The organism is Caulobacter sp. GW821-FHT09H08, assembly GCF_059415885.1.
On sequence record NZ_JBWKOC010000005.1, the window covers coordinates 224761 to 241677 of the forward strand.

The 16917-nt window shown below is 66.4% G+C and carries 18 protein-coding genes and 1 tRNA gene; 7 read left to right on the forward strand and 12 right to left on the reverse strand.

The features are described from left to right. Nucleotides 1-20: 20 nt before the first annotated feature. Nucleotides 21-1805, reverse strand: coding sequence for an autotransporter assembly complex protein TamA (locus tag AC07NN_RS18870; RefSeq protein WP_494644504.1), 1785 nt, complete (start codon nt 1803-1805; stop codon nt 21-23). Between the two features lie 270 nt (nt 1806-2075). Here AC07NN_RS18870 and AC07NN_RS18875 point away from each other — a divergent pair, with 270 nt between their 5' ends. Genes AC07NN_RS18875 through AC07NN_RS18885 form a run of 3 tightly spaced genes read left to right on the forward strand, consistent with a single transcriptional unit; the run spans nt 2076 to nt 5530 of the window. Then, nucleotides 2076-3599: a circularly permuted type 2 ATP-grasp protein gene (locus tag AC07NN_RS18875; protein WP_494644506.1), complete on the forward strand. Its 1524-nt coding sequence runs from the start codon at nt 2076-2078 to the stop codon at nt 3597-3599. Then, nucleotides 3596-4540, forward strand: coding sequence for an alpha-E domain-containing protein (locus tag AC07NN_RS18880; protein ID WP_494644511.1), 945 nt, complete (start codon nt 3596-3598; stop codon nt 4538-4540). The genes AC07NN_RS18875 and AC07NN_RS18880 overlap by 4 nt, the downstream gene beginning before the upstream one ends. A 9-nt stretch (nt 4541-4549) precedes the next feature. Next, on the forward strand, nt 4550-5530 hold the full coding sequence (locus AC07NN_RS18885) for a transglutaminase family protein (RefSeq protein WP_494644513.1): 981 nt from the start codon (nt 4550-4552) through the stop codon (nt 5528-5530). Nucleotide 5531: 1 nt separating this feature from the next. On the opposite strand, the gene AC07NN_RS18890 is transcribed toward AC07NN_RS18885, so the two are convergent. The 5 genes from AC07NN_RS18890 to AC07NN_RS18910 all read right to left on the reverse strand — a co-directional run bounded on the left by AC07NN_RS18890 (nt 5532) and on the right by AC07NN_RS18910 (nt 9707). After that, a complete protein-coding gene (locus AC07NN_RS18890) occupies nt 5532-5888 on the reverse strand; it encodes a PilZ domain-containing protein (protein ID WP_494644517.1) in 357 nt (118 codons plus the stop codon). A 108-nt stretch (nt 5889-5996) separates the two neighbouring features. Next, nucleotides 5997-7016 carry a sulfate/molybdate ABC transporter ATP-binding protein gene (locus AC07NN_RS18895; RefSeq protein ID WP_494644520.1) on the reverse strand — a complete coding sequence of 340 codons (1020 nt, stop codon included), beginning with the start codon at nt 7014-7016 and terminating at the stop codon, nt 5997-5999. Nucleotides 7017-7033: 17 nt separating this feature from the next. Further along, entirely contained in the window at nt 7034-7888 is an 855-nt protein-coding gene (cysW, locus tag AC07NN_RS18900; protein ID WP_494644522.1) for a sulfate ABC transporter permease subunit CysW, read from the reverse strand. Next, nucleotides 7888-8775, reverse strand: a complete 888-nt coding sequence (gene cysT / locus AC07NN_RS18905) for a sulfate ABC transporter permease subunit CysT (RefSeq protein ID WP_494644524.1) — start codon at nt 8773-8775, stop codon at nt 7888-7890. The genes cysW and cysT overlap by 1 nt, the downstream gene beginning before the upstream one ends. A 224-nt stretch (nt 8776-8999) precedes the next feature. Beyond that, nucleotides 9000-9707, reverse strand: coding sequence for a hypothetical protein (locus AC07NN_RS18910; RefSeq protein ID WP_494644527.1), 708 nt, complete (start codon nt 9705-9707; stop codon nt 9000-9002). Nucleotides 9708-10102: 395 nt separating this feature from the next. Here AC07NN_RS18910 and AC07NN_RS18915 point away from each other — a divergent pair, with 395 nt between their 5' ends. Beyond that, nucleotides 10103-10408: a hypothetical protein gene (locus AC07NN_RS18915; RefSeq protein WP_494644531.1), complete on the forward strand. Its 306-nt coding sequence runs from the start codon at nt 10103-10105 to the stop codon at nt 10406-10408. A 38-nt stretch (nt 10409-10446) separates the two neighbouring features. Here the strand turns inward: AC07NN_RS18915 and AC07NN_RS18920 are convergent, their stop codons facing one another. Together AC07NN_RS18920 and AC07NN_RS18925 are read right to left on the reverse strand one after the other, a co-directional pair. Then, complete coding sequence (locus AC07NN_RS18920) at nt 10447-10740, reverse strand: immunity 53 family protein (protein ID WP_494644534.1); 294 nt, start codon at nt 10738-10740, stop codon at nt 10447-10449. A gap of 179 nt (nt 10741-10919) precedes the next feature. Next, nucleotides 10920-10994 (reverse strand) — tRNA-Lys (locus AC07NN_RS18925). Between the two features lie 127 nt (nt 10995-11121). Here AC07NN_RS18925 and AC07NN_RS18930 point away from each other — a divergent pair. After that, a complete protein-coding gene (locus AC07NN_RS18930; protein ID WP_494644536.1) occupies nt 11122-11859 on the forward strand; it encodes a hypothetical protein in 738 nt (245 codons plus the stop codon). On the opposite strand, the gene tgt is transcribed toward AC07NN_RS18930, so the two are convergent. Both tgt and queA read right to left on the reverse strand, forming a co-directional pair. Then, entirely contained in the window at nt 11856-12974 is a 1119-nt protein-coding gene (gene tgt / locus AC07NN_RS18935; protein ID WP_494645024.1) for a tRNA guanosine(34) transglycosylase Tgt, read from the reverse strand. The genes AC07NN_RS18930 and tgt overlap by 4 nt on opposite strands. Further along, nucleotides 12971-14071 (reverse strand): tRNA preQ1(34) S-adenosylmethionine ribosyltransferase-isomerase QueA, encoded by a 1101-nt coding sequence (queA, locus tag AC07NN_RS18940; protein ID WP_494644539.1) that lies wholly within the window; start codon nt 14069-14071, stop codon nt 12971-12973. The genes tgt and queA overlap by 4 nt, the downstream gene beginning before the upstream one ends. A gap of 115 nt (nt 14072-14186) precedes the next feature. Between queA and AC07NN_RS18945 the strand changes: the two genes are divergently transcribed. Then, a complete protein-coding gene (locus AC07NN_RS18945) occupies nt 14187-14804 on the forward strand; it encodes a hypothetical protein (RefSeq protein WP_494644542.1) in 618 nt (205 codons plus the stop codon). 40 nt (nt 14805-14844) lie between these two features. Next, nucleotides 14845-15822: an endonuclease/exonuclease/phosphatase family protein gene (locus AC07NN_RS18950; RefSeq protein ID WP_494644545.1), complete on the forward strand. Its 978-nt coding sequence runs from the start codon at nt 14845-14847 to the stop codon at nt 15820-15822. Here AC07NN_RS18950 and AC07NN_RS18955 read toward each other — a convergent pair. Continuing rightward, nucleotides 15809-16372 (reverse strand): HD domain-containing protein, encoded by a 564-nt coding sequence (locus AC07NN_RS18955; RefSeq protein WP_494644547.1) that lies wholly within the window; start codon nt 16370-16372, stop codon nt 15809-15811. The two genes, AC07NN_RS18950 and AC07NN_RS18955, sit on opposite strands and share 14 nt — an antisense overlap. After that, nucleotides 16369-16836: a peptidylprolyl isomerase gene (locus AC07NN_RS18960; protein WP_494644550.1), complete on the reverse strand. Its 468-nt coding sequence runs from the start codon at nt 16834-16836 to the stop codon at nt 16369-16371. Before AC07NN_RS18960 ends, AC07NN_RS18955 begins: the two co-directional genes overlap by 4 nt. Between the last annotated feature and the right edge of the window lie 81 nt (nt 16837-16917).

Genomic DNA, 16917 nt, shown 5'->3' on the forward strand with positions numbered 1-16917 from the left:
AGGCTTGTCCTGCTCGCCGCTCAAAAGCTCTGCCCGATGCTGAGATAGATCTGGAACGCCGGGTCGCCCTTGCGGCGGCCCAGCGGGGCGGCGATGTCGGCGCGGATGGGGCCGAAGCCCAGGTCATAGCGGACGCCGAAGCCCACACCGGTGCGGAAGTCTTCGGCTCTCGGGGTCTTGTCCGTGCCGATGGCCCCGGTGTCGATGAAGGCGACACCGCTCCAGTTCCGGGTAATCTTCTGGCGCACCTCGAACGAGGTCTCGACCAGCGAGATACCGCCTTGAGGCGTGTTATCGGTCAGGCGCGGCCCAATGGCCTGATAGGCGTAGCCGCGCACCGAGCCGCCGCCGCCGGAATAGAAGCGCCGCGAGGCCGGGACACTGGGAATGCCACCGCCCAGAATGGCGCCCAGCTTCACGCGGGCGGCCACCACCGTGCTGGCCAGTTTGCCGATCGGCAGATAGGCCGAGCCCTGGGTCGTCAGCTTCAGGTACGGCAGAGTTGTATCGCCGACCACATAGGTCGGCTCGCCCCGCGTCTCGAGGCGCCAGCCGCGCTTGGGATCCAGGATGTTGTCCGAGAAGTCCCAGGCATAGGCCGCCAGGCCCGCGACGGTGGCCAGGTTCAGCTTGCGGCCGGCGACCAAACCGTTGCGGCTGACCTGCTCCTTGGTCTGGGACAGGTCCAGCGACACGCCGAAGGTGCGATAGGCCGTCGTCTGACGTCGCTTGGTCAGGTCGACCCCGACCGTGGCGCCGGTTTCGTTGTAGGCGTCAGTGTCGTTGCGGAACACCGACGTATTCATCTTCAGCGTCTGCTGCGGACGACGCCAGTGCGGCAGCGAGATTTCCGCCCCCAGCCGCTGCTCCAGCTTGGCGAAGCGCAGAGCGTAGGTGGTGGTGTCGGCGCGCTTCAGCCGATTGTAGCGGATCCACCGCGCGTCGATGCCCGCGCCCTCGCTGGTCGAATAGCCGGCGCCCAGTTCGATGGTCCGCGACTTGCGGTCGGCCAGGGTGATGACCACGGGCCGGTAGCCCTCGGCGGTCGCCTTGTCGGGTCCGGCCAGCGAGACCGAGATCGAGTCGTAGACGCTGGTGTCGCGCAGGCGGCGCTCCAGCTCGGCGACGTCCTCGGGGTCGTAGACATCGCCACTGACCCAGGGCGCCAGGCGTCCGACCCAGGCGGGATTGGTGCGCCCCTTGGTGACGACCTCGATCCCGTCGAGATGGACCAGCTCGCCGGCCACGATCTTGAAGGCCGGGCGAACCGTATGATCGGCGTGATCGACAATGACTTCGCGCGGCTCGGCGGCGGCGTCGGCATAGCCCAGCTTTGCGACCTGAGCGACCACGCGCCCCTCCGCGCCGACCACATCGGCCGAACGCCCCGGCTCGCCCACGGTAAGGCGCATGGCGGCGGCGGCGCGCTGGCGGACGCCTTCGTCGGGCGGCGCGCCGGACCAGTCGATGCGCGGGTCGGCGATCGTGAAGACCGGTCCTGGCGTGATCTTGACCACCGCGCGCGGCGGCTCGCCGTCCAGGACGTCGGGCTCGACGGTGTAGGCATAGTAGCCCTCGGCGCGCAGCACGGCGATGGAGTCCTCGCCGGCCTGGCGGGCGCGGCGACGCGCTTCGGCGCGGCTTTGGGCGGGATTCTTGGAATCGGTCAGAGCGCGCTGAATGGCGTCGCGCAGGGCCCTGTCCTCGACGCCTTGGATCTGGGCCATCGGCTCGTCGGCCCAGGCGACCGAGGCCGTCAGCCACGTCACCACGGTCAAGGCCAGGGAGTACCGCCCAAGCACCAAATCACGTTCCCCGCGCGAAGCGCCCCCGCCCCTGCTGTAGTCTGGGGTTTGCGCCGTGTCACGACAGGAAATGCAACGAAGAGGACGCTAGCTGCGCTTCCCAAAGCAGGCGGAAGGCGCCCAAATGATGAGCAGTCGTGTGCAATCACGCGGCGGATGTCGAATCCGACGCGCGAGACCGTCGCGACGTTCTAGAGTCGAGATGGCGCGGCCCCCTCGGCGTCGCGCCCAAGTGAAGACAACCCTTTGAAATAGGGCGTGGAAAAAAGCGTGGCGGCGAAGACCCAGACCCTCGAAGACGCACCGACCCTTCCGATGACGGAGGCGGCCTACCTGCCGGGCGTCGCCTACGATGAGATGTTCACGCCCGAGGGCGAGGTCCGGAAGCACTACGATCCTCTGCACGGCCGCATGTCGACCCTGGGCGCGGAAGAGCTGGCGGGCCGCCAGCGCACCCTGGAACGGTCGTTCCTGCTGCAGGGCATCACCTTCACGGTCTATGGCGCGGATAACACCACCGAGCGGGTGATGCCGACCGACCTCTTCCCGCGCATCATCCCCGCCGACGAGTGGAAGCGGATCGAAGCGGGCCTGACCCAGCGGCTGCAGGCCCTGAACCTGTTCCTGGCCGATATCTACGGCGATCAGCAGATCCTGATGGACGGCGTGGTGCCGCGCGAGCTGGTGCTGGGCGCGCCGTCGTATCGCCGCGAAATGCAGCACCTCTATGTGCCGCACAAGGCCTACGCCAATGTCTGCGGCAGCGACCTGATCCGCTGCCAGGACGGCCAATTCGCCGTGCTGGAGGACAATCTCCGCGTCCCGTCAGGCGTCTCGTACATGCTGGCCAATCGCGACGCGGCCAAGCGGACCTTCCCTGGCACCTATCGCGCTGCTGGCGTGCGTCCCGTGGAGCGCTATCCCGACCTCCTGCTCTCGACACTGAAGAGCATGGCCGCCGACTGGCGGGGCGACCCGCAGGTCGTGGTGCTGACACCAGGCGTCTACAACAGCGCCTATTACGAGCACGCCTACCTGGCCCGCCTGATGGGGGTGCCGCTGGTCGAGGGCCGCGATCTCGTGGTGCACGAGAACATGGTCTACATGCGCACCACGACCGGCATCCGCCGGATCGACGTGATCTATCGCCGGGTCGACGACGACTTCATCGACCCCCTCACCTTCCGACGCGACAGCTCGCTGGGCGCGGCGGGCCTGTTCAACGCCTATCGCGCCGGCAACGTGGTGATCTGCAACGCCCCCGGCACGGGCGTCGCCGACGACAAGGCCGTCTACGCCTATGTCCCCGACATCATCCGCTACTATCTGGGCGAGGACGCCATCCTGCCCAATATCGAGACCTTCCTCTGCCGCGAGCCGCGCCAGCTGGGTCACGTGCTCGAGAACCTCGACAAGTACGTGGTCAAGGCCGTTGGCGCCTCGGGCGGCTACGGCATGCTGGTCGGCCCGCACGCCAGCCAGAAGGAGCGCGACGACTTCGCCGACGCCATCAAGGCCGATCCCGACAACTACATCGCCCAACCGACCATCCAGCTCTCGACCGCGCCCTGCCTGGTCGACGGCCGGATCGAGCCGCGCCACGTCGACCTGCGCCCGTTCATCCTGTCGGGCGAGAAGACCATCGTGACGCCCGGCGCTCTCACCCGCGTGGCGCTGAAGCGCGGCTCTCTGGTCGTGAACTCCAGCCAGGGCGGCGGCTCGAAGGACACCTGGGTGCTGGCCGATGAAAACGGCCACTCCAATGGCGCCGGCAACGGGAGCGCCCGCCCATGATGCTCGCGCGTGTTGCCGACAGCCTCTACTGGCTGGGCCGATACATCGAACGGGCCGAGCACCTCTCGCGCCTGTCGTCGGTGATGCTGAACGCCACCCTCGACCAGACCGACTCCGGCGCTCAGGCGATCTGGATCGCCATGGCCGCCGTCGGCGAGCCGGGCGACGGCGTGGACGTCGGATCGTTCGAGGCCGCCCAGGCCCTGGTGCTGGATCGCTCCGACCCCAACTCGGTCGTCTCGTCCCTTGCCCAGGCCCGCGAGAACGCCCGCCAGGTTCGCGACCAGATCACCACCGAGACCTGGGAGCGACTGAACCTGCTGTACCTGAAGGTCACGGACAAGAAGGTCGCCAAGGAGTTCTCGGACGGCTCGGCCAACTTCCTGCACGATGTCATCGCCGACCTGCACCTGTTCAAGGGCGCGGCCGACACCACCATGAGCCACGGCGAGAGCTGGCGGTTCATGATGCTGGGCATCTACATGGAGCGAGCCCAGCTGCTCTCGCGCCTGCTGGAGGTCTGCTTCGCCGAAAGCCCCGCCCACGGCCAGGTCGACGACCACGTGGCCCTGGTCAGCGTGCTGCGCATGGCCTGCGCCCTGGAGCCCTATCTGCGGGTCTACACCGCCGAGATCGAGCCCCGACACATCCTCGAATTCCTGGTCTTCGACGAGGATTTCCCGCGCTCGATCCGCTTCGCCACCGCCCAGATCGAACAGCACCTCAGCGCCATGGCCCGCGGCGCCGTCAACGAGCGCGCGGGACCGGAACGCCTGGCCGGCCGCCTGAAAGCGCGCCTACAGTTCGCCGATGTCGACGAGTTGGAAGCCGTCGGCGCCGGGCCTTTGCTGACCACCGTCGTCAACGAGTGCGCCCGCATCCACGAAGCGATCTACGACACCTTCGTCGCCTACCCGCTCGAAACGCGTCTTCCGGCTTAGGACTTTCCAGTGCTCCTCGAAATCCGCCACGTCACCCAGTACCACTACGAGAAGCCCGTCCGGGAAAGCCTGATGGAGCTGTGGATGCAGCCCCAGAAGACCGCGCGCCAGCGCCTGGTCAGCTTCGAGCTGGACCTGGAGCCGGCCGCCCAGGTGTTTTCGTACGCCGACAGCTTCGGCAACGCCGTCTACCACTTCGACGTCCCGCAGCCGCACGACAAGCTGACCATCATCGCCCGCTCGGCGGTGGAGACCGAAGCCCCTACCGAGCGACCGGACCATCTGGACATGGGCGAGTGGGACCGGCTGCGCAGCGAGTTCGTGCGCGGCGAGTGCTTCGACTTCCTGCGGCCGCATGGCTTCGTCGAGATGACCGAGGCGCTGCAGACCTTCATCAACGAGCACGACCTGGACACCCTGAAGCGCAAGGATCCGCTGACCGCCGCCCGCGCCCTGTCAGAGACCATCTACCGGGCGTTCGAATACCAGCCGGGCGTCACCGACGCCGACAGCCCGATCGACATGGCGCTGAGCGCCGGGCGCGGCGTCTGCCAGGACTTCGCTCACATCATGCTGGCGGTTTGCCGGGCCTGGGGCATGCCGGCGCGCTACGTGTCGGGCTACCTGTTCACCGACCGCGACGCCGGCGACCGCTCCGATCCCGATGCCACCCATGCCTGGGTCGAAGTGTTCCTGCCCAGCCTCCGCTGGGTCGGCTTCGATCCGACCAACAACATGATGGCCGGCGAGCGCCACGTGGCTGTCGCCGTGGGTCGGGACTATGCCGACGTCACCCCGTCACGGGGCGTCTACAAGGGCGACGCCGAGAGCCAGCTGGCCGTGGGCGTCACCGTCCGCCGGGCCCGCGCGGCGATGGCCGAGCCCGAGTTCCTGCGCATGGCGCGCCCGACCTTCGCGGGCGGCCGCCGTCGTCCGGACGCGGCCCTGCGCCAGGATCTGCATCAGCAGCAGCAACAACAGCAGCAGTAGGTCAGGCGCCCGCCTCGGCCGGTAGGGTGGCGGCGAACTTGCGGGCGATCTCCAGCGCCCCGGCCGCGCCGCCGGCGCGGGGGCCGATGCGCTGGGTCACCAGGAACTGCACGCCCACTTCCGCGCCCGAGCGCCAGACGACGTGCGCCAGATGCACCCGGCGGCCGCCAGCGTCGACGAAGATGAACTTTTCCGGCGGCGAAGCGATGCCGATCGACGACAGGCGCGCGCCCTTCTCGGCCACGTCCAGCAGCGAGCACTTCCACGAGCGCGGATCGTCGACGATGTAGATCTTGCGCGCCGCCGGCATCCGGGGATGCGAGCGACGCTCCGCGCCCGAAGGCTCCACCATGGCCATGCGTCCCCAATACTTCCGCCGAGTCGCGCCGATGTTAGCGCAACACAAGCCGCTTCGCTCGCGAACGTTGAACCCTGTTCGCCCAGTCAAGCTTAGCGCGCGGAGAGCTTAAGCGGCGTAAACGTGGGCTTTGCGGGCAGCGATCTTGACCGTGCCCTGGAAACGGGTCGCTTCGGCGCGCGAAGCGCTGATCTCGATGTGACGGCCGTCGGCGGCGGTGGCGTTGACCGTGGTCAGGGCGCCCTGCACATGCGCCCGGTCGACGTTCACCTCGAAGCCGCCGTCGTCCAGCACGAAGTCGTGCGGACGGACATAGGCCGTAGCCGAACCTTCGCGCACGCCCGAGGCCGGCAGGCGCAGCGCGCCGGCGTTGAACTGGCCGCCGCCGACCTGGCCCTCGAAGCAGTTGGCCTCGCCGACGAAGCCGCAGACGAAGGCCGTCTCCGGGGTGTCGTGCACCTGGTCGGGCGTGCCGATCTGCTCGATCGAGCCTTTGTTCAGGATGGCCACGCGGTCGGCCAGTTCCAGGGCCTCTTCCTGGTCGTGCGTCACGAAGATGGTGGTCACGCCCGTGGCGTCATGGACGCGGCGCAGCTCCTTGCGGAGCGACTTGCGGACCGTGGCGTCCAGGGCGCCGAACGGCTCGTCCAGCAGCAGCACGCTGGGCTGCACGGCCAGCGCCCGCGACAGGGCCACGCGCTGGCGCTGGCCGCCCGACAGCTGCGACGGATAGCGCGAGCCCAGGCCGTCCAGCTCGACCAGCTTCAGCAGTTCCTCGACGCGGCGGGCGATCTCGTCCTTGGGCGGCTTGTCCTTGCCCTTCCGGACGTCGAGGCCGAACGCGATATTCTTGGCCACGGTCATGTGCTTGAACAGCGCGTACTGCTGGAACACGAAGCCCACGCGGCGGTCGGCCGCCGAGGCGAAGGTCACGTCCTCGCCGTCGAACAGCACCTGGCCGGCGTCCGGGAATTCCAGGCCCGCGATCGTGCGCAGCAGCGTCGTCTTGCCCGAGCCCGAAGGCCCCAGCAGCGCCAGCAGTTCGCCATCGGCGATCTCGAGATCGACCTTGTTCAGCGCCGGATAGCGACCGAACTTCTTTTCGACGGAGCGGATGGAGATGGTCATAGGCTCGTGAAGTCCATTCAGTGTCCGCCGCGGCCGCGCATGCCCGGCTGGGCCGCCTCGACCACCGTCTTCAGCACCAGGGTCACCACGGCCAGCAGGCACAGCAGGGCCGCTACGGCGAAGGCGCCGACGAAGTCGTACTCGTTGTAGAGGATCTCGACGTGCAGCGGCATGGTGTTGGTCAGGCCGCGGATGTGGCCGCTGACCACCGACACCGCGCCGAACTCGCCCATGGCGCGGGCGTTGCACAGCAGTACGCCGTACATCAGGCCCCAGCGCACGTTGGGGGCGGTCACCCGCCAGAAGGTGTAGAGCCCTCCGGCGCCCATCGAGACAGCCGCCTCCTCCTCGCTGGTCCCCTGCTCCTGCATCAGCGGGATCAGCTCGCGGGCCACGAACGGGAAGGTCACGAAGACGGTCGCCAGCACGATGCCGGGCACGGCGAAGATGATCTTGATGTCGTTGTCGACCAGGGTCTCGCCGAACCAGCCCTGCAGGCCGAAGATCAGCACATAGATCAGGCCCGCCACGACCGGCGACACCGAGAACGGCAGGTCGATCAGGGTGATCAGCAGCGACTTGCCAGGGAACTCGTGCTTGGCGATCGCCCAGGCGGCGCACAGGCCGAAGGCGGCGTTGAACGGCACCGCGATGGCGGCGGTGATCAGGGTCAGTTTCACGGCCGCCAAAGCGTCGGGGTTGTTGATCGCCTCGAACGCCGCGCCCAGGCCCTTGCGCAGCGCCTCGGCGAACACGGCGGCCAGCGGCAGGATCAGAACCAGCGCCAGGAAGGCCATGACGACGCCGACGATCAGGACCTTCGCCCAGGTCGGATCATCGGTGGCCCGGCGGTGATGGGTGGCGCTAGCCATCAGTCGAACCTCCGCGCCCAGGCCTGGATGGCGTTGATCACGAACAGCATCGTGAACGAGACGGTCAGCATGACGACGGCGATCGTCGCGGCGCGGGCGTACTCGAACTGCTCCAGCTGGATGATGATCAGCAGCGGCGCGATCTCGGACTTGTAGGGCATGTTGCCAGCGATGAAGATCACCGAGCCGTACTCGCCAACACCGCGCGCGAAGGCCATGGCGAAGCCGGTCAGCCAGGCTGGCGCCAGGGCCGGCAGAACGATCCGCAGGATCGTGTCGACGCGGTTGGCGCCCAGGCTGGCGGCGGCCTCCTCGACGTCCTCGGCGGCGTCACGCAGGACCGGCTCGATGGTGCGGACCACGAACGGCAGGCCGATGAAGATCAGGGCGATGGTTACGCCGACCGGGTTGTAGGCGGCCTTGATGCCCAGCGGCGTCAGGAACTGCCCCACCCAGCCGTTCGGCGAATAGAGCGTCGCAAGGGCAATGCCGGCCACGGCGGTCGGCAGGGCGAACGGCAGGTCGACCAGGGCGTTGACGATGGTCTTGCCCGGGAACTCGTAGCGGACCAGCGCCCAGGCCGTCAGCACGCCGAAAATGCCGTTGACCACGGCGGCCACGAACGCCGCGCCGAAGCTCAGGCGATAGGCGGCCATGGAGCGCTGCGACGTCGCCACGGCCCAGAAGTCGGCCGGCGATTGCTGCGAGGCCTTCAGGACCACGGCGGTCAGCGGGATCAGGACGATCAGCGACAGGATGGTCAGCGTCACGCCCATCGTCAGGCCAAAGCCCGGAATGGCGGAGCGCCTGCGGAAAAATGGCCGCTTAGCCGGCGGCCCACTACCCGAGTTATGGGAAGCCCGGCGCGCGGCGGTGTCGGCGGTCATCGTCTGATCGTCGTCCAGGGTCCGGGCTCGCCACATAGCTCAAGGCAAAGGTTGAACGCGCCAGGACGGTTAAGGGTCCCGACGGCGTCGTTGAAACTGAGCCGCTTAAATCTCTACCGGTGCAATGGGGCAAACGAGAAAAGGCTGGTGGGGGTGGGAGAAAAACTGGCCCCATCAAATGATCGCCCCCCAAACCGCAAGACAAAACAACAACCCTTGACCGATCAGAAAGCCGCCTCGCCCAAAGCTTCCTCTACAGCGGACTTCGCATCAAAGGGCTCAATTGTTCCAAAATCCCACTCAACATCAATCTTCAATATATCAGCAAGCCCTCGGGCGCACTCAATAACAAAAACACAATCTCTAAGAATGGAACTTCTTATCGAAGATAATTTCTTCAAATCTTCGGATTCAGAAATTTCCGAAAATCTTTTTACACCAACAATTACATGAAAAACATATGTATCAATACGATACCAAACCCTAACACCCTTTGATGGGAGCTGATACGCAGGCAATCTTCCGGAATTCCCCCGAAATATATCAAGCGAAGGAGAAACTAGGTCAGAAATATCTGACCGCCACCTTATCCAATTATCTTCCAAAAGGCATTTTATTATAATCACACAAATAACATGAGCCCCATTCGCTATCGAACAGGCGGACTCTGCAAGAGACCGTTCAGCGCGCTTTATCGCGAGCGCGGCCCTACGGTCATCGCTCAACTCTTTGAGCTGAGCGTTCGTCAGCGCAACGATGACACCCGTCGTGGTAGCAAATCCAGAAAACCAAGGCGCCATAGACTTGTGGTGCGCCATCCACGCAAAGGGGCCGTAGAAATTTGGCGAGAGGTCCATAAGCCCAAAAACCAGGAATACGCCAATCAGCAGCAGGCCAACCGCTTTCAATCTCTCTATAGCCGCATCATTCATGATCACCCCCTATCCGGGAGTCCGCCACGGAAGCGGCACTTAGGTCAAGCGCTCAAAGACAGCCATAAAGCTGCGAGAGATACTGAACGTAAGGCACTAGATGAGAATACTGACGCGGAGCGCGGTCGCTCGATTGAGCCCGAACGCTTGCTGAATAGAAGTATTGGTAGGCCGGGTGGGAAGGTGACAACTGAGGTTTGTCAAAGCCTTACGCTGTCAAACCCACCGCATTGCCCTTGAGGCAATTCAACCACTTAGCTGGCGACTGTCAAACCTGCGAAGCCACCCCGTTCCCGTCTCGAAATCACGCCGAGACGAGGGTTCGCTTTCAGCGCGTTAAGGACGGCCATAGGTACTGCTTGCGAACCTAGATCGGCACGGCGATCTTCGGACTCATGGAACAGAAAGTGCGCGCAGCGCTGATATCGATCGCGGCGGATTTCCTGGAGAGACGCATTTCAGCGTTAGAAGCCGCCGTGGCGCTCGCTCCATATGAAGACGACGTCGCGCCGGACATTCGGGGGTATCTGACCGACATGGTCGCCATCGTCAGCGAAACAGACGCCATCCAGCTCGGTTCACGGCGTGAACTCTGGCATCCAGATGTGCGGGCGCGCGAGGACGAGAAGCACGATCGCGCTCAGGCTTGGGCTGAGCCTATAGTGCAAGAGACATGTGAAAGGTTGACTTCAGCGCTCTAGTTGACGTCCGCCCCCGTTGCGGACCTTGGGCTGGGCCGCTAGTCGGTCAGTGTCCAGGCCCTAAACGCTTCCAGCATGGGACGTAGTTGGCGTGGCCCACCAGCTCCATGGAAGACATTGTCCTCCACCCAACAGGTCCACCACTCCGTCATATGCTCGTAGCTTTGCGAGCGACGCTCCATAGTTCGCCCATCGCAATCCGTTCCGGCCAGGTCGATCTTTACCGACCAACCAGGGTTGTCGATCGTGCCGATCTCGGGGCCGAAGCTGTGCTCCCATTCCCCGTCGCACTGCGCCTCGTACCACTCTGCGAGCCAGTCAAATACGTCCATAGAGTGAATCTAGCCTGGAGCAGACACTCATGGAAGAAGTGGTGGCCATGTGAGGGTGCTAGTGGATGCGCAGGCCGTCGAATTTTCGCGAAAAACGGCGCCAGCAAGACAGGAAAGTCAAACCTTCACTGTCAAACCTCGAATAAGTAATTGTTTTATTTAGTGATTATTCGAAGGTTTGGTAGGCCGGGTGGGGTTCGAACCCACGACCATTCGATTAAAAGTCGAATGCTCTACCACTGAGCTACCGGCCCGCTAACGATCCGGCGGGCGCCGGTGGAAGCGGCGCGGACCATAGTCGGGGGTCCTGGTCGCCGCAAGCATGGTTTCGCCGTTTTTCCGATGGATGATGGTAAAGCTGTGAGCGGGTTAGGGTGAGTCATGCGTAGAACCTTGCTTTTGGCGGCCTTTTGCAGCGCGACCCTGGCCGGAACGGCCTTCGCGCAGCAGCAGGAGCCGCCGCCTTTGTCCGGAGGACCACCCTCCTCGCCCCAGGATTCGCCCGTCCAGCCCACCGACGACGGCAGAATCAAATCGACCTCCGACGCCAACAAGGAAGGGATCAGCGGCGCGGTCAGCGCGCCGTTGCGCGACGTGAACCTGGTTCGCACCAAGATCCCGCGCGTGCTGCTGGAGGCGATGGACGATCCCTACCAGCGCCCGGTCCGCGCCGACTGCAACAGCCTGATCGAGCTGGTCGCGCCGCTGGACACCGCGCTGGGCGAGGACATCGACCGCAATCCACCCGAGGAGAACGAGGACCTGATGGATCGCGGCCGCAAGGCGGCGGGCCAGGCGGCGCTGGGCGCCATCGCCAGCACGGCGCAGGACATGATCCCCATGCGCGGCTGGGTGCGGAAGCTGACCGGGGCCGAGCGCCACGACCGGTTGGTCCAGAGCGCCATCACCTCCGGCAACGTCCGGCGGGCCTATCTGAAGGGTCTGGGCGAGGCGCGCGGCTGCAATCCGCCGGCCACGCCGCAGCACAAGCCGCTGACCGGGCCGCCCGTCGTGGAGCCCGGCATGCCGCCGCCGCGCGATCCCTACGGTCCGCGCAAGCCGCGCTTCCCGATCGTCAAGGAAGAAGCCCCGCTGGTGCCGCAGGGGCCTCGGGATTAGCCCTGATTGAGGTGCCGCGCTCGGAAGTCGCGGCGGAATTGCTCGAAGCGCCCTTCCGCGATGGCCGCGCGCATAGCGGCCGTCAGGGCCTGGAAGAAGGCGATGTTGTGCCAGGACAGCAGCACCTGGCCCAGGATCTCCTCGGCCTTGAACAGGTGCCGCAGATAGGCTTTCGAATAGTCGCGGCTGGCCGGGCAGTCGCTGTCGGGATCGAGCGGCGACTCGTCCTCGGCGAACTTGGCGTTCTTCAGATTGATCGCCCCGTCCCAGGTCCAGGCTTGGCCATGGCGGCCCGAGCGGGTGGGCAGCACGCAGTCGAACATGTCGACGCCGCGCGCCACCGCTTCCACCAGATCGATGGGCTTGCCGACGCCCATCAGGTAGCGCGGGCGGTCCTCGGGCAGCAGGCCGGGCGCGTAGTCCAGCACCTCGCACATCGCCTCGTGGCCCTCGCCGACCGCCAGGCCGCCGATAGCATAGCCGTCGAAGCCGATCTCGCGCAGGCGGTCAGAGGACTCGCGGCGCAGGTTCTCGAAGGTCGAGCCCTGCTGGATGCCGAACAGGACCTGGCTGTCGCGCGTGCCGAAGGCGTCCTTCGAGCGCTGGGCCCAGCGGGCGGAGAGCTCCATGCCCTTGCGCGCTCTGGCCTCCTCGGCCGGCCAGGCGACGCACTCGTCCAGTTGCATGACGATGTCGCTGCCCAGCAGGTCGGCCTGGATCTCGATCGAGCGCTCGGGCGTCAGCACGTGCTTGGAGCCATCCACGTGGCTGGAGAAGGTCACGGCCTCCTCGGTCAGCTTGCTGATGCCCGACAGGCTCATGACCTGAAAGCCGCCGCTGTCGGTCAGGATCGGCTTGTCCCAGCGCATGAACTTGTGGAGGCCGCCCAGGCGATGCACCCGCTCGGCCGAAGGGCGCAGCATCAGGTGATAGGTGTTGCCCAGGATGATGTCGGCGCCGGTGTCCTTGACCTGGTCGACCGTCATGGCCTTGACGGTCGCGGCGGTGCCCACGGGCATGAAGGCCGGCGTGCGAATGTCGCCGCGCGGGGTCTTCAGGACGCCGGTGCGGGCCTTGCCTTCGGTGGCCTTGATCTCGAAGGGGAAGGCCATCAGCGGGTCTCGTCTTTGAACAGCAGGCTGCCGTCGCCGTAGGAATAGAAACGATAGCCCGTGGATTTGGCGTGCTCATAGGCCGCCCGCATCGTCGCCTGACCGGCGAAGGCGCTGACCAGCATGAACAGGGTCGACTTGGGCAGGTGGAAGTTGGTCATCAGCACGTCGGCGGCGCGGAAGCGGTAGCCAGGCGTAATGAAGATGGCCGTCTCGTCCGCGAACGGACGGACGACGCCGTCCTCGCCGGTGGCGCTTTCCAGCAGACGCAAGCTGGTAGTGCCGACGCAGATGATCCGCCCGCCAGCGGCGTGGACCGCGTTCAGGGCGTCGGCCACCTCAGCGGTCACCTCGCCGAACTCGGCGTGCATCTTGTGCTCGGAGAGGTCGTCGGTCTTGACCGGCAGAAAGGTGCCCGCGCCCACGTGCAGGGTCACGAAGTGTAGCGAGACGCCCTTGGCCTTCAGGCGCTCCAGCAGGTCGGGCGTGAAGTGCAGGCCGGCGGTCGGGGCGGCCACCGAACCGTCCTCGCGGGCGTAGACGGTCTGGTAGTCCGCGCGGTCGCGCTCGTCCTCGCCCCGCTTGGCGGCGATATAGGGCGGCAGCGGCATGTCGCCGTGCTTGGCGATGCCGATGTCGAGGTCTGGCCCCGAAAGGTCGAATGACAGCAGGATCTCGCCGCCCTCGTGCTTCTCGGCGATGGTGGCGTCCAGGCGGTCGAGTTCGCAGGCGCGGTCGTCGCGCGAGCCGAAGGCCACGCGGTCGCCGACCTTCAGCCGCTTGCCTGGGCGCATGAAGGCGCTCCAGCGGCTGGGCGAGACGCGGCGATGCAGCGTCGCTTCGACGGCCACTGGCGTGCCATCGGCGCCGCCGGTCGTCCGTCCCTCACGCAGGCCGGACAGGCGCGCGGGGATCACGCGGGTGTCGTTGAAGACCAGGGCGTCGCCGGGACGCAGGAAGTCGGGCAGCTCACGGACCACATGGTCGGCGAGCGGCTGCCCCGGGCGAACCACCAGGAACCGCGCGGCGTCGCGCGGCTCGGCCGGGCGCAGGGCGATGTGGTCATCGGGGAGGTCGAAATCGAAGTCGGAAAGGCGCATGGGCGGGTTTCAAGCGCACGATGGGCCCGGAAGGTCAAGACTTGCGGCCTGGTGGACACCCTGGGGCGGCCGAAGCATTGTCTCGGCGAACGACATTCTCCGGGGGAAGATCGCCATGAAGCGCCTGCTGGTTCCGGCCCTCGCATCGCTGTCGATGCTCGCCGCCTGCGACACGAAGACCGAAGCGCCGTCCCCGCCCGCCGAGCAGAAGACGGCCGCCGCACCGCCGGCCCAGGCGCCCACCCCGGCCGCGGAGACAGCGGCGAGCGGCTTCAAGCACGACCCGAACCTGGACCTCACGGGCTTCTATTTCACCGAGACGACGGTCCAGGCCGGCAACTGGAAGCTGGAATCCCTCAGCATCGGCAGCCCATCGGACTTCGCCGACTGGGAAGCGGGCAAACGCACGACGACCTACGCCCCGATCTTCCTGCACTTCGAGGATGTCACCAGCCCCACCGCCGAGAACGAGCTGGGCCAGACCTATCACAAGGTCGACCTGCGCCTGCTGCCCGACAGCTACGGCGTCGACGCCAAGGAACTGACCTACCGCGCCAAGGACCCGCGTGTGGGCGAGGTCGTGCTGTGGCTCGTCCCGGACCTGAAGGCGCTGGAGACCGCCCGGAAGCTCGGCCCCAACGGCGGCCCCGCGCGGATCGTCATGACCGGCAGCCTCGAAGTCGGCGGCGAGCGCATCCGCAACATCAGCTTCTTCTACCACCCCGGCGAATAGACACAGGTCATCCCTCGGCGAGGCGTGCTATGGGCGATTTATGCGCTTGATCGTCCAACTCCTGAGCCTGCTCGTGCGCGGCACCGCCCTCATGCTGGGGCTGGCCGGCGCCGGCCTGGCGGTCGCGTGCCTGGGCGGCCTGTTCAGCGATCGCCTGGACGCCTTCACCCACGCCATGCCGCTGTGGCTGGCCATGGGCGCCGGCGCAATCCTGCTGGGCGGGCTCTTCGCGCGCGAGGGCGAACGCTGGGTGATGGTCGGGCTCGGCCTGACAGCGGTCGTGGCCTGCGCCGCGATGATGGGCCCGGAGTTGGTGGCCGCCAACAGGTTCAAGCCGGCGACGGAAGCGCCCAGCGACCTCAAGGTCATCCAGTTCAACGTCTGGTACGAGAACCACTCCCCCAAGAAGAGCCTGGACTGGCTGCTGGCCCAGGACGCCGACGTCGTGGTCTTGGAAGAAGGCGCCGGCGACGCCCTGGCGGTCGTCAAAGCCCTGCGTGCCGAATATCCGTTCGCCTCGTGCGACAAGGCCAGCCGCTGCGAGACCTGGATCTTCTCGCGCAAGAAGATGGTGGCGCGCGGCGGCATGCCGCCCGAAGCGCCCTACCTGTCCGGCGCCTGGGCGACCCTCGCCGACAAGAACGGCCCCTTCACCGTCGTCGGCGTCCACTACACTTGGCCGATCCCGGCCGGTCCCCAGCAGGCCCAGGGCCGCAAGCTGGCCGGCGCGCTGGAGCAGTTCGATCGCAAGAGCCTGATCCTGACCGGCGATTTCAACTCGACGCCCTGGTCGTTCTCGCTGAAGCGGCAAGACAAGGCGCTGGGCCTGCGTCGCTGGACCCTGGCCCTGGCGTCCTGGCCGGCGGGCCGTTTCTCGCGCGTGGCCCCCGCTCCCGCGCCGTTCCTGCCGATCGACCACGTCTATTCGGGCGAAGACTGGCATGCGGTGAAGATCGAACGCGGCCCGGCGCTGGGCTCGGACCACCGGCCGGTGGTCGTCACCTTCAGGCGGCGCTAAGCGCCTCGATCTCGCGGCTGAGGTTGGCGCGCGCCGCCTCGTCGAAACGCGCGGCGAAAGCCTCGTTCGGAAACAGGACCGGCGCGTCCAGGAAATGCCGCAGCACGCGGGCCCGCCCAAACCGATAGGCCTTATCGGGCACATGCCCGTACTCGACGCGAATGGCCCGCGCGTAGGCGTCGTAGGTCTCGCGATCCGCGCCCAGGATGGAAAGGTCGATCGACACCATCAGGGCGCCGAGCGGGTCCTCCGCCGGAACCTGGTGTCCCTTTGTCAGCAGGATCAGTCGCTGGATTTCAGCGACGGCTTCGGGCTCGTAGCCGAGGCCGGGAAGATCGCGACCCGCCATCTCGGCGCTCAGCGCCTCGTTGTCTCCACGGGTCGGATCGTAGATCGCGTCATGCCACCAGATGGCGGCGGTCAGGACCGCTCGATCGCGGTCCGACAGGTCGGCAACCGCCGCGAGCCGCGCCAGGCAGTCCTCGATATGCGCCAGCGTGTGATACTGGCGCCGAGGTTCCGCATAGGCGGCTCGCAGCGAAGGCGTCACGCGTCGGCGGCGATCTGCGCGCTGACGATCTTGCCCGGCGCACGCGGCGGCTCGCCCTTCGGCAGCGCGTCGACATGGTCCATGCCTTCGGTCACCTGGCCCCAGACGGTGTATTGCTTGTCCAGGAAGGTCGCGTCGTCGAACACGATGAAGAACTGGCTGTTGGCCGAGTCCGGGTTCGGGGTGCGGGCCATCGAGCAGACGCCGCGGACGTGCGGCTCGTCGTTGAACTCGGCCTTCAGGTCCGGCTTGTCCGAACCGCCGCGGCCGGTGCCCGACGGGTCGCCGCCCTGGGCCATGAAGCCCGGAATCACGCGGTGGAAGACGACGCCGTCATAGAAGCCCTCGCGCACCAGTTCCTTGATGCGGGCGACGTGACCGGGGGCCAGATCGGGGCGAAGCTTGATCGTGACCGGACCGCTCTCGAGCGTCAGGATCAGGGTGTTTTCGAGGTCGGCCGACATGGTCTTCCCTTGGATGGAGATGGTGTGACCGCGCTTCTAGCGTGGTTTACCGCCGCCTGTGAACCAAGTTTGCCCGGAAAC

Coding starts and splice junctions, on each gene's coding strand:
- AC07NN_RS18880 (WP_494644511.1), top strand. CDS start 3,596: ATGATGCTCGCGCGTGTTGCCGACAGCCTCTACTGGCTGGGCCGATAC.
- AC07NN_RS18890 (WP_494644517.1), bottom strand. CDS start 5,888: ATGGCCATGGTGGAGCCTTCGGGCGCGGAGCGTCGCTCGCATCCCCGG.
- AC07NN_RS18895 (WP_494644520.1), bottom strand. CDS start 7,016: ATGACCATCTCCATCCGCTCCGTCGAAAAGAAGTTCGGTCGCTATCCG.
- cysW (WP_494644522.1), bottom strand. CDS start 7,888: ATGGCTAGCGCCACCCATCACCGCCGGGCCACCGATGATCCGACCTGG.
- cysT (WP_494644524.1), bottom strand. CDS start 8,775: ATGACCGCCGACACCGCCGCGCGCCGGGCTTCCCATAACTCGGGTAGT.
- AC07NN_RS18910 (WP_494644527.1), bottom strand. CDS start 9,707: ATGAATGATGCGGCTATAGAGAGATTGAAAGCGGTTGGCCTGCTGCTG.
- AC07NN_RS18915 (WP_494644531.1), top strand. CDS start 10,103: ATGGAACAGAAAGTGCGCGCAGCGCTGATATCGATCGCGGCGGATTTC.
- AC07NN_RS18920 (WP_494644534.1), bottom strand. CDS start 10,740: ATGGACGTATTTGACTGGCTCGCAGAGTGGTACGAGGCGCAGTGCGAC.
- AC07NN_RS18930 (WP_494644536.1), top strand. CDS start 11,122: ATGCGTAGAACCTTGCTTTTGGCGGCCTTTTGCAGCGCGACCCTGGCC.
- queA (WP_494644539.1), bottom strand. CDS start 14,071: ATGCGCCTTTCCGACTTCGATTTCGACCTCCCCGATGACCACATCGCC.
- AC07NN_RS18945 (WP_494644542.1), top strand. CDS start 14,187: ATGAAGCGCCTGCTGGTTCCGGCCCTCGCATCGCTGTCGATGCTCGCC.
- AC07NN_RS18950 (WP_494644545.1), top strand. CDS start 14,845: ATGCGCTTGATCGTCCAACTCCTGAGCCTGCTCGTGCGCGGCACCGCC.
- AC07NN_RS18960 (WP_494644550.1), bottom strand. CDS start 16,836: ATGTCGGCCGACCTCGAAAACACCCTGATCCTGACGCTCGAGAGCGGT.